The sequence below is a fragment of the Winogradskyella epiphytica genome, from assembly GCF_003217215.1.
Classification (GTDB): domain Bacteria; phylum Bacteroidota; class Bacteroidia; order Flavobacteriales; family Flavobacteriaceae; genus Winogradskyella; species Winogradskyella epiphytica.
In genome coordinates, this window is record NZ_QJTD01000001.1 from 1175656 (window position 1) to 1190060 (window position 14405).

Annotated in this window: 12 protein-coding genes; all 12 read left to right on the top strand. The window is 35.9% G+C overall.

Annotation, left to right across the window (positions count from 1 at the left end):
• The first annotated feature begins 60 nt into the window (after window positions 1-60).
• The 12 genes from DFQ11_RS05130 (at window position 61) to DFQ11_RS05185 (ending at window position 14358) form a co-directional block, all read left to right on the top strand.
• Window positions 61-3174 carry a TAT-variant-translocated molybdopterin oxidoreductase gene (locus DFQ11_RS05130; RefSeq protein WP_110474749.1) on the top strand — a complete coding sequence of 1038 codons (3114 nt, stop codon included), beginning with the start codon at window positions 61-63 and terminating at the stop codon, window positions 3172-3174.
• 28 nt (window positions 3175-3202) lie between these two features.
• The gene (nrfD, locus tag DFQ11_RS05135) at window positions 3203-4663 is read left to right on the top strand and encodes an NrfD/PsrC family molybdoenzyme membrane anchor subunit (RefSeq protein ID WP_110474750.1); all 1461 of its coding nucleotides are present in this window, start codon (window positions 3203-3205) and stop codon (window positions 4661-4663) included.
• Between the two features lie 4 nt (window positions 4664-4667).
• Complete coding sequence (locus tag DFQ11_RS05140) at window positions 4668-5207, top strand: DUF3341 domain-containing protein (protein ID WP_110474751.1); 540 nt, start codon at window positions 4668-4670, stop codon at window positions 5205-5207.
• Window position 5208: 1 nt separating this feature from the next.
• Window positions 5209-5769: a c-type cytochrome gene (locus DFQ11_RS05145; protein ID WP_189342979.1), complete on the top strand. Its 561-nt coding sequence runs from the start codon at window positions 5209-5211 to the stop codon at window positions 5767-5769.
• 22 nt (window positions 5770-5791) lie between these two features.
• A complete protein-coding gene (locus DFQ11_RS05150; RefSeq protein ID WP_110474752.1) occupies window positions 5792-7129 on the top strand; it encodes a quinol:cytochrome C oxidoreductase in 1338 nt (445 codons plus the stop codon).
• Window positions 7130-7153: 24 nt separating this feature from the next.
• Window positions 7154-8212: a cytochrome c oxidase subunit II gene (locus DFQ11_RS05155; protein ID WP_110474753.1), complete on the top strand. Its 1059-nt coding sequence runs from the start codon at window positions 7154-7156 to the stop codon at window positions 8210-8212.
• 31 nt (window positions 8213-8243) lie between these two features.
• Window positions 8244-10037, top strand: coding sequence for a cytochrome c oxidase subunit I (locus DFQ11_RS05160; RefSeq protein ID WP_110474754.1), 1794 nt, complete (start codon window positions 8244-8246; stop codon window positions 10035-10037).
• Window positions 10038-10175: 138 nt separating this feature from the next.
• Complete coding sequence (ruvB, locus tag DFQ11_RS05165; RefSeq protein WP_110474835.1) at window positions 10176-11198, top strand: Holliday junction branch migration DNA helicase RuvB; 1023 nt, start codon at window positions 10176-10178, stop codon at window positions 11196-11198.
• A 99-nt stretch (window positions 11199-11297) separates the two neighbouring features.
• Window positions 11298-12632, top strand: coding sequence for a cytochrome P450 (locus DFQ11_RS05170; RefSeq protein WP_110474755.1), 1335 nt, complete (start codon window positions 11298-11300; stop codon window positions 12630-12632).
• A gap of 98 nt (window positions 12633-12730) precedes the next feature.
• A complete protein-coding gene (gene queG, locus DFQ11_RS05175) occupies window positions 12731-13651 on the top strand; it encodes a tRNA epoxyqueuosine(34) reductase QueG (RefSeq protein WP_110474756.1) in 921 nt (306 codons plus the stop codon).
• Window positions 13652-13655: 4 nt separating this feature from the next.
• On the top strand, window positions 13656-13949 hold the full coding sequence (locus DFQ11_RS05180) for a hypothetical protein (RefSeq protein ID WP_110474757.1): 294 nt from the start codon (window positions 13656-13658) through the stop codon (window positions 13947-13949).
• Window positions 13912-14358 (top strand): hypothetical protein, encoded by a 447-nt coding sequence (locus DFQ11_RS05185; RefSeq protein ID WP_110474758.1) that lies wholly within the window; start codon window positions 13912-13914, stop codon window positions 14356-14358. Before DFQ11_RS05180 ends, DFQ11_RS05185 begins: the two co-directional genes overlap by 38 nt.
• Window positions 14359-14405: the final 47 nt, after the last annotated feature.

The following is a 14405-nucleotide window of genomic DNA, read 5'->3' on the forward strand; positions in this document are numbered from 1 at the left end:
CAGATGACGCTCTAATCATAAAAGCGGAAGTCTAAAACTCTAAAATCGTAAATAAATACTATGTCATCAAACAAGAAATACTGGAAAAGTGTTGAAGAGCTAAACGAAAATAGCTCGATTGTTGAGGCGCTACAACAGAATGAGTTTGTGGAAGAGATTCCTACAGATGAATTTTTAGGAGATAAAGAATCATTAGAGTCTTCGTCTACTACGCGTCGTGATTTCTTAAAATACGTTGGTTTTAGTACTGCGGCAGCTTCTTTAGCGGCATGTGAAGGACCAGTTATTAAATCAATTCCGTATATAGTGCAGCCTACAGAGATCGTTCCTGGTGTGGCTAACTATTACGCAACTACAATTGCAGACGGATATGATTTTGCTAGTATTTTAGTGAAGACAAGAGAGGGACGACCTATTAAAATTGAAAACAACACTGACGCAGCTACCAATGGTGTGGCTAATGCCAGAGTTAATGCCTCGGTTTTAGGGTTGTATGATAACCTGAGAGTGAAGTCGCCTATGAAAGGTGGATCTTCAATTTCTTGGGATACTTTCATGTCTGAAACAACTACAAAATTAAAAGGACTGAATGGTAAACCAATTGTGTTTTTAACGCAATCAATGCCAAGTCCATCTACAAATAAATTAATTGCAGAATTCAAAACAAAATATGGTAATGTGAATCACGTTACTTATGATGCGATTTCAGAATCTGCAGCTTTAGACGCTTACCAAGCGAAATATGGCTCAAGAGGATTAGCTAATTACGACTTTTCTAAAGCGATGACTATTGTTTCTGTTGGTGCAGATTTCTTAGGAGATTGGCAAGGTGGAGGTTTCGATTCAGCTTATACTAAGAATCGTGTTCCTGCTAATGGAAAAATGTCAAGACATATTCAGTTTGAATCTAATATGTCATTAACTGGTGCTAACGCAGATAAACGTTGGCCTATTACACCAAGTGAGCAAAAATTAGCTTTAGCTAAATTATATAGTTACGTAACTGGTGTAGCAATTCCAGGTACATTACCTGAAGCTCTAGATAAAGCTGTTAATGCAGCTGCAAAAGAATTAAGTGCAGCAGGTAGTAATGGTGTAGTTGTTTCTGGTATCCAAGACGTAAATGCACAAACGACTGTTTTAGAAATTAATGAGCACTTAAGAAGTAAGGCTTTTGATCCTAAGACAACTATAAAAACAAGACAAGGTAGTGATAAAGCAGTAACACAATTAGTAGCTGATATGAAAGCTGGTAAAGTGGGTGCTGTGATTATGAATGGTGTTAATCCATTATATACGTTACCTAATGCAGCCGACTTTAAAGAAGGTTTATCTAAAACTGACCTATCTATTGCGTTTTCTATGAAAGAAGACGAAACATCGACAGAATGTCAATATATCGCAGCTGCACCTCATAGTTTAGAGTCTTGGGGAGATTACGAATTTAAGTCGGGTCATTACTCAATGATGCAGCCTACAATTCGTCCTTTATTCGATACAAAACAATTTCAAGAAGTCTTAATGGCATGGACGGAAACGTCTGGGTCTTATAGAGATTATATTAAATCAGTTTGGACTAACGGTATATTAAATGGTTCGTCATTTAATAAAGCAGTTCAAGATGGTTTCTTTGTTGGAGCTAAAAGTGATAACGTCGTTGAGAATGCGGCCGATGCTACTGTAGAAGAAGCTAATGAAGAAGCTGCAACAGTATTAACAGGTGGTACTGCGGCGAGAGCCCTAGCATCTTCAGTAAAGGCTGGTGGTTTAGAATTGTCACTTTACACTAAGACTGGTTTAGGTGATGGTCAACAAGCAAATAACCCTTGGTTACAAGAGTTCCCTGATCCAATCACAAGAACATCTTGGGATAACTACCTTACCGTTTCTAAGGCTGATGCTAAAGATTTAGGTTTAATTAACAAAAACGTTGCGAATGGTGGACTTAACGGAAGCTATGTAGACGTTACTGTAAATGGAGTTACAGTTCCTAATGTACCAGTAATTATTCAACCAGGACAAGCTAAAGGGTCAGTAGGTATGGCTTTTGGTTATGGAAGAAAAGCAGGACTTAAAGAAGAAATGCAAACTGGTGTTAATGCCTACCCATTATACCAAAACTTTAATGCTGTACAAAATGTGAGCATTAAGAAGGTAGCTGGAGAGCATGAATTTGCTTGTATTCAGTTACACAATACCTTAATGGGTCGTGGAGATATCATTAAAGAAACGACTTTAGAGGTATTTAATACAAAAGATAAGAAGCATTGGAATTCTGTTCCACAAGTTTCTCTTAATCATATAGAAACTCCTGTAACATCTCCGGATGTTGATTTATGGGATGAATTTGACCGTTCAGTAGGTCATCATTTTAACTTATCAATCGACCTAAACGCTTGTACAGGTTGTGGCGCATGTGTTATTGCATGTCACGCTGAAAACAACGTTCCTGTTGTTGGTAAGTCTGAAGTAAGAAGAAGTAGAGATATGCACTGGTTGCGTATTGATAGATACTACTCGTCTGAAGATTCATTTACTGAGGATATTGCTAAGAAAGAAGGAATTTCTGGTTTAGGAAGCTCATTAAGTGAGTTCGCTGAATTAGAAGATCCAGCAGATAGCCCACAAGTTGTATTCCAACCTGTGATGTGTCAGCACTGTAACCACGCACCTTGTGAAACTGTTTGTCCTGTTGCTGCAACAGCTCACGGTCGTCAAGGTCAAAACCACATGACGTATAACCGTTGTGTAGGTACTCGTTACTGTGCAAATAACTGTCCATACAAAGTACGTCGTTTTAACTGGTTCCAATATAGCCAAAACGATGAGTTTGACTACTTCATGAATGACGATTTAGGTCGTATGGTATTAAACCCAGACGTCACAGTTCGTTCGCGTGGAGTAATGGAAAAATGTTCTATGTGTATCCAAAAAACTCAAAAAACAATTCTTGATGCAAAACGTGAAGGACGTGAAATTAAGGATGGTGAGTTCCAAACAGCTTGTTCTGCAGCATGTGGAAATGGCGCAATGGTATTTGGAGATATTAATGACAAAGAGAGTAAAGTCACTGAGTTGAAAGAAGACGATCGTATGTATCACTTATTAGAATATATAGGTACTAAACCAAACGTATTCTATCAGACAAAAGTGAGAAACACATCGAAAGCTTAATATAAATTAAAGAAACAAGTATATAATTATGGCGTCTCATTACGAAGCACCTATTAGAAGACCTTTAGTTACTGGAAATAAATCGTATCACGATGTTACAGTAGATGTAGCAAGACCAGTCGAGGGCAAAGCCAACAAAGCATGGTGGATTGTTTTCAGTATAGCTTTAGTAGCATTTCTTTGGGGAATAGGTTGTATTATTTATACCATATCTACAGGTATTGGAGTTTGGGGATTGAACAAGACAGTTAACTGGGCTTGGGATATTACTAACTTCGTTTGGTGGGTAGGTATCGGTCACGCAGGAACATTGATTTCTGCAGTATTACTATTATTCCGTCAAAAATGGAGAATGGCGATTAACCGTTCGGCAGAAGCGATGACCATCTTCGCGGTATTCCAAGCCGGTTTATTCCCACTAATACACATGGGTCGTCCATGGTTAGCATACTGGGTATTACCTATTCCAAACCAATTCGGTTCGTTATGGGTTAACTTTAACTCACCACTACTTTGGGACGTATTCGCGATTTCAACTTATTTATCAGTATCACTTGTATTCTGGTGGACTGGTTTATTACCAGATTTCGCAATGTTAAGAGATAGAGCAGTTCGCCCTTTCCAAAAGAAAATTTACGCTTTAGTAAGTTTCGGTTGGTCTGGTAGAGCAAAAGATTGGCAACGTTTTGAAGAAGTATCATTGGTACTTGCAGGTTTAGCAACACCATTAGTACTTTCGGTACATACCATTGTATCGTTTGACTTCGCAACATCGATAGTTCCAGGATGGCATACAACAATTTTCCCTCCTTACTTCGTTGCGGGTGCAATCTTCTCTGGTTTTGCCATGGTAAACACACTTCTTATTATTATGAGAAAAGTGTGTAATCTTGAAGATTATATCACTATCCAACATATAGAATTAATGAACATTGTAATTATGCTTACAGGTTCTATTGTTGGTGTAGCTTATATTACTGAGTTATTTATCGCATGGTATTCTGGTGTAGAGTATGAGCAATTTGCGTTCTTAAACAGAGCAACTGGTCCTTACTGGTGGGCTTACTGGGCAATGATGACTTGTAACGTATTCTCTCCACAGTTCATGTGGTTCAAGAAACTAAGAACAAGTATTATGTTCTCTTTCTTTATCTCTATAGTAGTAAACATTGGGATGTGGTTCGAACGTTTCGTAATTATCGTAACTTCGTTACACAGAGATTATATGCCATCGGCATGGACAATGTTCTCACCTACTTTTGTAGATATCGGAATATTTATTGGAACAATTGGTTTCTTCTTTGTATTATTCTTATTGTACTCACGTACATTCCCTGTAATTGCACAAGCAGAGGTTAAGACAATTTTAAAGTCTTCTGGAGATAAGTACAAAGCCATTAGAGAAAGAGGAGATAGCTTAGTAGGAACTGGAGTTGATGCAAGAACTTCGTACGTAGCTCAAGATAACAAAACTAAAAACGACGAATAGTAATATGGAAACGTCAAAAGTAATTCATGCTATTTATACAGATGATGATGTTTTAATGAACGCCGTTAAAACGGTAAGATCAGAAAAACACCATATTGAAGAAATATATACGCCTTTTCCAGTTCACGGATTAGATAAGGCAATGGGATTAGCTCCAACAAGACTAGCGATTACAGCATTCTTATACGGGTGTTTAGGTTTAGCCGTAGCTATTTGGATGATGGACTTTATTATGATTAAAGATTGGCCACAAGATATTGGTGGTAAACCAAGCTTTAGTTTCTTAGAGAACTTACCTGCCTTTGTTCCTATTATGTTTGAGCTAACGGTATTCTTTTCTGCCCACTTAATGGTAATCACTTTTTATATGAGAAGTAGATTATGGCCTTTTAAGAGTGCTGAGAATCCAGACCCAAGAACAACAGATGATCATTTCTTAATGGAAATCACTGTACGAAATAACGAAGAAGCTTTAGCTACTTTATTGAAAAGTACAGGAGCTGTAGAGATAAATATTGTTGATAAAAATGAAGATGCACATTAATATGAAGACATCCTTGAAATATATCGTAGTATTGGTAATGTTGGTAGGCTTTGTGTCTTGCCAGAATAATTCTAAACCTAACTATCAGTTCATGCCAGATATGTATGAGTCTGTAGGTTATGAAACTTATCAAGAGTCAGATGCTTTCGCCAACGGTGTTCAAGCACAATTACCAGCAGAAGGAACAATTCCAAGAGGTGACTTTATGCCTTATGAAATTGAAGATACTAATGAAGGTTTTGAATTCGCAAAAGCAAACCTTAAAAGTCCTTTAGACTCTACTCAAGTGGATTATGACAGAGGTGGACCATTATACGCTATTTATTGTGGTATTTGCCATGGTAATAAAGGTGATGGAAAAGGAAAATTAGTAGATCGTGAAAAGATTTTAGGTGTACCAAGTTATGATGATATAGGTAGATCTATTACTGAAGGTAGTATATATCACGTAATATATTACGGGAAAAATACAATGGGTTCTTATGCTAACCAATTGAATGAGGAAGAGCGTTGGCAAGTTGTTGCTTATGTTCAGAAACTAAAGGCAGATTTAGAAAAGTAAGATTTAGATAAAGATTATATAAATGGAATATAAAATTTCAAATCGATTAAGAATAGGAGCCATCATTTTAATGGTCTTAGGAGCATTGGGTATAGGCTATGGCTTTATGGATTCACATCAATATCAAAATGTTGATGATGTAAAAGAGCTTTTAGCTAGTGAATCTCATCATGGTGTAAGCCATGATGCAGAAGTAGCAGGATCACATGGTGACTCTGAAGCACATGCCGGAGGTGAATCAGTTGAAGAGCATGGCGTAAGTCATGAGGAACATGTATTACACCAAATACATAACCGACCATATTCAGCATTATATGTAGGCGCTTTATTTTTCTTTTTTATTGCTCTTGGAGCTTTAGCATTCTACGCTATTCAATTTGCATCACAAGCCGGATGGTCGCCAGTATTGTTTAGAGTTATGGAAGCTATTACGGCTTATGTATTACCAGGTGGATTATTAGTATTATTAATTGCTTTTGTAGCCGATAGTCATATATTCATATGGATGGACGAGAGTGTTGTAGCTACTGATACAATTATTCAAAATAAAACAAGCTGGTTAAATAAAACAGGATTCTTTATTAGAGGTATAATATACTTAGCTGGTTGGGCGCTTTATCGTCACTTTGCAGTTAAGTTCTCAGTAGCACAAGATTTAGCGGATATAAACGATAATAGAAACTTTAAGAAAAGCTTCAGAATTGCAGCAGGTTTCTTAGTATTCTATATCTATACAGAATCTATGATGTCATGGGATTGGATAATGAGTGTAGACCCTCACTGGTTTAGTACATTATTCGGATGGTACGTATTTGCAAGTATGTTTGTAAGTGGTATTACTGTGATTGCTTTAATAACAATTTTCTTAAAATCTAAAGGATTGTTACCATTTGTAAATGATAGTCACCTACATGATTTAGCTAAATTTATGTTCGGTATTAGTATCTTCTGGACGTACTTATGGTTCTCTCAATTCATGTTAATTTGGTATGCTAATATTCCTGAAGAGGTCGTGTATTTCGTAACGCGTATTGAAGATTACAATTTACCATTCTTTGGTATGGTAGCGCTAAACTTCTTATTCCCACTTTTACTATTAATGAACAGTGATTTTAAACGTGTTCCATGGTTTGTGGTATTAACAGGTATTGTAATTTTATTTGGTCACTACTTAGACGTTTACACTATGATTATGCCTGCAACGGCTGGTGAAAGATGGTTTATTGGTGCTCCAGAAATCGGATCAATATTATTCTTTGGTGGCTTATTCATGCTTATCGTATTTACAGCTTTAGGCAAAAATCCATTATTAGCAAAAGGAAACCCTTTTATTAAGGAAAGTGAACATTTCCATTATTAATTATAAATAAGAACAGAAACGATAATGACTGCTTTATTAACGATAATATTTGTACTATTTGTAGCTATTGCCATTTGGCAAATGGTGAAGATTTTTGATTTGGCTCAAGTTGGGAAGTCTAATTCGCAAATTGCGACAGACGAAGACAACAAGATTAATGGATACTTAATGATCGCCTTCATGGTGTTTATATATGTAATCACTTTTCTAAGTCTTTATTATTTAGGTGACCTTCCGTTGATGTCTAACTCGGCATCAGAACATGGAGAAGAGATTGATAACCTAATGTGGATATCAATGATTGTAATCTTCCTTGTGCAAACAATAACTCAATTTCTATTACACTATTTCGCTTATAAGTACAAAGGTGAAAAAGGAAGAAAAGCATTGTTCTATGCTGATAATAACACTTTAGAATTTATATGGACAATTATCCCTGTAATTGTATTAGCAGGTTTAATTATCTACGGATTATTTACTTGGAATGATATTATGAATATCGACGAAGATGAAGATCCACTGGTAATTGAATTGTACGCACAACAGTTTAGCTGGAAAGCACGTTACAGTGGTGGAGATAACGTTTTAGGAAAGGCAAACGTAAGATTAATTGATATTGATCGCGCGAATGTATTGGGTGTAGATGAAAATGATCCTAATGCTCAAGATGACTTTATTACCTCTGAAATACATTTACCAGTTGGTAGAAAAGTGTTATTTAAAATGCGTTCTCAAGATGTATTACACTCGGCGTATATGCCTCACTTTAGAGCTCAGATGAACTGTGTTCCTGGAATGGTGACTCAGTTCGCCTTCACACCAACAGTAACCACTGCTGAAATGCGTCAGAGACCAGAAATCGTTGAGAAAGTAAAAAACATTAATGAATTAAGAAGAGAACGTCAAGCTGAGATTGAAGAGGCTGGACAAGAACTATTATATGAATTTGATTACATTTTATTATGTAACAAGATTTGTGGTAAGTCTCACTACAATATGCAGATGAATATCATTGTAGAGACACAGGAGGAATTCGATGCTTGGGCAAAAGAGCAAACAACGTTTCCAAATTCATTAAATTAATTAAAGGTTTTAAGAAAAAGATAAAGAGATTATGTCAGCAACATTAGATACACACGGTCACGACGATCACGACGTACATCATCATAAAGAAACATTTGTAACAAAGTATATCTTTAGCCAAGATCATAAGATGATCGCTAAGCAATACTTAATTACTGGAACTATAATGGGTGTTATAGGTGTTTTAATGTCTATAATGTTCCGTATTCAAATAGCATGGCCAGAAAAGCCGAATATCTTATTTGAAGCATTACTAGGTAAATGGGCTCCAGATGGCGTAATGGACGCTGATGTTTATTTAGCATTAGTTACTATCCACGGTACGATCATGGTATTCTTCGTACTTACAGCAGGTTTAAGTGGTACGTTTAGTAACCTATTAATTCCACTACAAATTGGTGCACGAGATATGGCTTCAGGATTCCTTAACATGGTATCTTATTGGTTGTTCTTTATCTCTAGTTTTATAATGCTTTGTTCATTATTTGTTGAAGCTGGACCTGCAGCAGCTGGTTGGACTATTTATCCGCCGCTTTCTGCACTACCAATGGCACAAGGAGGATCAGGTATGGGTATGACCTTATGGTTAATATCTATGGCTATTTTCATTGCTCAGTCATTATTAGGTTCCTTAAACTATATTGTAACGGTAATCAATTTACGTACAAAAGGTATGTCTATGACGAGATTACCTCTTACAGTTTGGGCATTATTTGTTACTGCAATTATTGGTTTAGTATCTTTCCCTGTATTATTATCTGCAGCATTATTGTTAATAATGGATAGAAGTTTTGGAACATCATTCTTCTTATCTGATATATTTATACAAGGTGAAGTTTTACATTACCAAGGTGGATCTCCAGTATTATTTGAACACTTATTCTGGTTCTTAGGTCACCCTGAAGTATATATTGTAATTCTTCCTGCGATGGGATTAGTTTCTGAAATTATGGCAACAAACTCACGTAAACCTATTTTCGGTTACCGTGCGATGATTGCTTCTATTTTAGCGATTGCATTCTTATCGACGATTGTATGGGGTCACCATATGTTCGTATCAGGTATGAACCCTTTCTTAGGTTCTGTATTTACATTTACAACATTATTAATTGCGATTCCATCGGCAGTTAAAGCCTTCAACTGGATTACAACCATTTGGAAAGGTAATCTTCAGATGAACCCTGCAATGCTATTCTCTATTGGTTTTGTTTCTACCTTTATTACTGGTGGTTTAACAGGAATCATTCTTGGAGATAGTGCATTAGATATTAACGTACACGATACATATTTCGTTATTGCTCACTTCCACTTAGTAATGGGTATTTCAGCGATTTACGGAATGTTTGCCGGTATTTACCACTGGTTCCCTAAAATGTACGGTCGTATGATGAATAAAAACTTAGGTTATATTCACTTCTGGATTACTGCTATTTGTGCTTATGGAGTATTCTTCCCAATGCACTTTATTGGAATGGCAGGTTTACCTAGAAGATATTATACAAACTCAGCATTTCCATTATTTGATGATTTAGCTAATGCTAACGTAATCATTACAATCTTTGCTATCATTGGTGGTTTAGTTCAAATTGTTTACTTATACAACTTCTTCGTAAGTATGTTCTATGGTAAGAAAGCTGAACAGAACCCATGGAAATCTACAACTTTAGAGTGGACAACTCCTGTAGAGCACATTCATGGAAACTGGCCAGGAGCTATTCCTCATGTTTACCGTTGGTCTTATGATTATAGTAAACCAGGTCATGATGATGACTTCGTTCCTCAAAACGTACCATTAAAAGAAGGTGAAGAGGAATTACAACACTAAAATTACTCTGAAATAAGAGATCTCTCAAAAGAGAAAAATAAATCATTAAAAAGCCTTTCACTTATACTGAAAGGCTTTTTCGTTATATTTGTTTATTGAATAAAACTTAAAGAGACTCCCGTTTTTTTGGGAAGAGCTATGAACGAAAACCTAAATCCATACAACGATAATTTTACACCTGAGGAATTAGATGTCGAAAAAAAGTTAAGGCCATTAACCTTTGATGACTTTACCGGTCAAGATCAAGTGTTAGAAAACCTCTTAGTTTTTGTTCAAGCGGCGAATCTAAGGGAAGAGGCTTTAGATCACACACTCTTTCATGGACCTCCAGGACTTGGTAAAACAACATTAGCTCACATCTTAGCCAACGAATTAGATGTTGGTATAAAAGTCACATCAGGGCCTGTTTTAGATAAGCCAGGAGACCTTGCAGGCTTGCTAACTAATCTAGAAGAACGCGATGTTCTATTTATAGACGAAATTCATCGTTTAAGTCCTATTGTTGAAGAGTATTTATACTCGGCGATGGAAGACTATAAAATCGATATTATGATTGAGTCTGGGCCAAATGCCAGAACAGTTCAAATCAACTTAAATCCGTTTACACTTGTTGGTGCTACCACACGTTCGGGATTACTTACAGCTCCAATGCGAGCAAGGTTCGGAATTCAAAGTCGTTTGCAATACTATAAAACCGATTTGCTTACGACTATAGTGCAGCGAAGTGCATCGATTTTAAACATGCCTATAACCATGGAAGCTGCTATAGAAATAGCTGGTAGAAGTAGAGGGACACCACGTATAGCTAATGCCTTATTAAGACGTGTTAGAGATTTTGCCCAAATAAAAGGTAATGGTAAAATAGATATTGAAATAGCCAGATTTGCGCTTAAGGCGCTGAATGTAGATGCCTACGGTTTGGATGAAATGGACAATAAAATTTTAACCACCATCATAGATAAGTTTAAAGGTGGCCCCGTTGGTATTAGTACCATTGCAACTGCGGTTAGTGAGAGTACAGAAACTATTGAAGAAGTATATGAACCATTTTTAATCCAACAAGGATTCATTATGCGTACACCTCGTGGTCGTGAAGTGACTGAGCAAGCCTATAGGCATTTGGGAAAAATAAAAGGCCCAACGCAAGGCGGATTGTTCTAGATTTTCAAAATCTTATTGGCGAAAAACGTCAATCTCATTAGAGTCATCATTAAAGGCATTGTTTATTATACCTATCAATCAATATTAGAAAACTAAAAATTGAAATTAGAAAGCAATATACCAACAGTACCTATAAGTCGATTTTTAAAACACTCCTTAGAAATACTAAAGAATCCACTGCCGTTTCATCATCGTAACTTTGAAGAACAAGGTGATGTGTTTCGATTGAAAATAGGGTTGAGAAATTCTGTAGTGTTTGTTAGAGATGCCGCTTTTGCTGAATATGTGCTTCAAAAAAACCAAAAAAATTATACCAAATCTAAAATCCAAACTGTAGACTTAGTCAAGTATATTGGTAATGGACTGTTAACTGCTGAAGGTGAACATTGGAAAAGACAGCGTAAACTCATTCAACCAGCGTTTCATAAAAAGCAATTAAAGACGCTGTTAGATAGTATAAAATCTGCAATTTGTTCTGAATTAAAAAGGATTACTACAGATACCGAGATAGATATATTTCCAATTTTAAACGATTTAGCTTTTCAAACGGTGGTCAAATCTTTGTTTAGTTCTGCCGCTAGTCAAGAAGATATTAATCGTCTTCAATTTATTACTGAACAAGCACAACGAATGTTGGTTAAGGAATTGCGTCAACCTTATTTAGGGTGGTGGTTCAGCATCAGTGGTGAAATCGAAAAACATTTAGACCTTACTCGAGAAGCTCGTGAAATTTTAAAACGAATAGTAAATGAGCGTAGAACATCAGGAGTAAAGGAGCACGATTTGTTAGATATGTTGCTTGATGCGAAATATGAGGATGGAAGTTCTATGGAAGAGGAGCAACTCATTGACGAAATCTTGATTCTGTTTACAGCAGGACATGAAACAACTTCCAATGCTCTCACCTTTATTACTCAACTATTGGCAAAACATCCTGAATGGCAGGATAGAATATATAGAGAACGTATTGAACTTCTAGAAAAAAGTGACGACCTTATGGATTTGGTCACTAAATCTAAGTATTGTCAGCAAGTCATCGAGGAAGGCATGCGCTTATATCCGCCTGTGTACTTTATTGATCGTGTAAATATAGAACCCAATAGTTTTAATGGTTTAACTTTCGAAGCAGGGGCTAATCTACTATTTTCAATTTATGAAATCCACCGACATCCTAATTTATGGGAACGGCCAGATGAATTTTTGCCAGAGCGTTTTAGTGAAGGAAGTCGAAAGTATTCATCGCAATATTTTCCTTTTGGGGCAGGACCACGGAAATGTATTGGAAATAATTTCGCCATGTTCGAAATGATTATTGCAATTTCAGAACTAGTGTCAACCTATAAAATTCGATCTAATTCTGAAACTATTGATATCACACCGCTTATAACATTGAAACCTAAAAATGCCTATTTGGAGTTTGAAAAAAGAAATTAATTATGAGGTCTAGTTGAACTTTTCTACGACGTTCAAGATAATATTGAGTAGATGCTATTGTATCACATGACCTCCGATTAAATTACAGTTAATATAAATTGGATAATAGAAATAAATACACGCAAATCATTAAAGCTGAAGCCAAACGCCTCGGGTTTTTGTCTTGCGGTATTAGTAAAGCAGAATTCTTAGAAGAAGAAGCGCCACGTCTTGAAGCTTATTTGAATAATAACATGAATGGCGAAATGCGTTATATGGAAAACCATTTCGATAAGCGCTTAGATCCAACTTTACTCGTGGAAGGTTCAAAAAGTGTAGTGTCTTTATTGTTGAATTATTATCCTTCAGAATTTCAGAATGAAGATTCGTATAAATTATCGAAATACGCCTATGGTACCGATTACCATTTCGTTATAAAGGATAAATTAAAATCCCTATTACAATTTATTCAAGAAGAAATAGGGGAAGTAGAAGGACGTGCTTTCGTAGATTCTGCTCCAGTTTTGGATAAAGCTTGGGCGGCAAAGTCAGGTTTAGGATGGGTAGGAAAACACACCTTACTCTTAACTAAAAATGTAGGGTCATTCTATTTTATTGCGGAATTAATCATTGATCTAGAATTAGAGTACGACCATGCCACTACCGATCATTGCGGAACTTGCACAAAGTGTATAGACGCTTGCCCAACGGAAGCTATTACGGAACCTTACGTAGTGGATGGCAGTAAATGTATTTCATATTTCACCATAGAACTCAAAGAAAACCTTCCAACCGAATTTAAAGGTAAGTTTGACGACTGGATGTTTGGTTGTGATATTTGCCAAGATGTATGTCCATGGAATCGATTTTCAAAATCCCACAACGAACCTTTATTTAATCCGCATCCCGACTTATTAGAAATGACTAAAAAGGATTGGGAGGAAATTACTGAAGATACCTTTAGAAAAGTATTTAAGAAATCGGCTGTAAAACGCACGAAGTACGCTGGACTGACACGAAATATTGAGTTTTTAAAATAACCGTATGAAATATTACTATATTTTAGTTTTTCTGATTGTAAGTTTTGGTTGTTCTTCTAAAAAGAATTCTATTTACTTTGAAACTATTCCTGAGCAATATATAGATAACGAAAATAGATTTGATTTAGATAATACAGTTTATCCCGTGAATAGGGAAGTTTTATATCAATGTAAAATAGAACATAATAATCGTATTCTAGATACCGATTTGCGATATGTAAGAATGATAGTTCAAGGAACAACAAAACCATTCTCTAATTTTGATCCTGATTATAGCCAAACTGTTATTAAGTTTTGAATATTTAGATAGCAACAAAAAAGAAATAGCTAGGGAAAGAACAGGTTTGGTTGAAAATAAAATCAATATATGGTTGCATCCACCACGAAATATAGATTTGGATGTTTTACAGCTTTCAGCATTTCCATATATAAAATTAAATGCTGTTAAAAAATGGAAATGGGAGCTTCAGGCTGCATATGGAAGTTATGAGTCTACGCTGCTAACGCATTACTATAAGAAACACCATGAGCAGCTATATGATTCAAATTTTGGTCAGCTGAAATGTGTTTTGGTAGAAGCAATTACCAAGAGTAGCATAGGTACAACCACTGCCGAATTTCTATATAATAATGACTTGGGTTTCGTAAAGATGAAATTCTCTACCATCGAAGATACTACGATTACTCTTGAGATGCTTAAAGAATAAAACACTTTCCTGAAGGAATCTACTGAGTTTTGCTAATAATTTTAAAA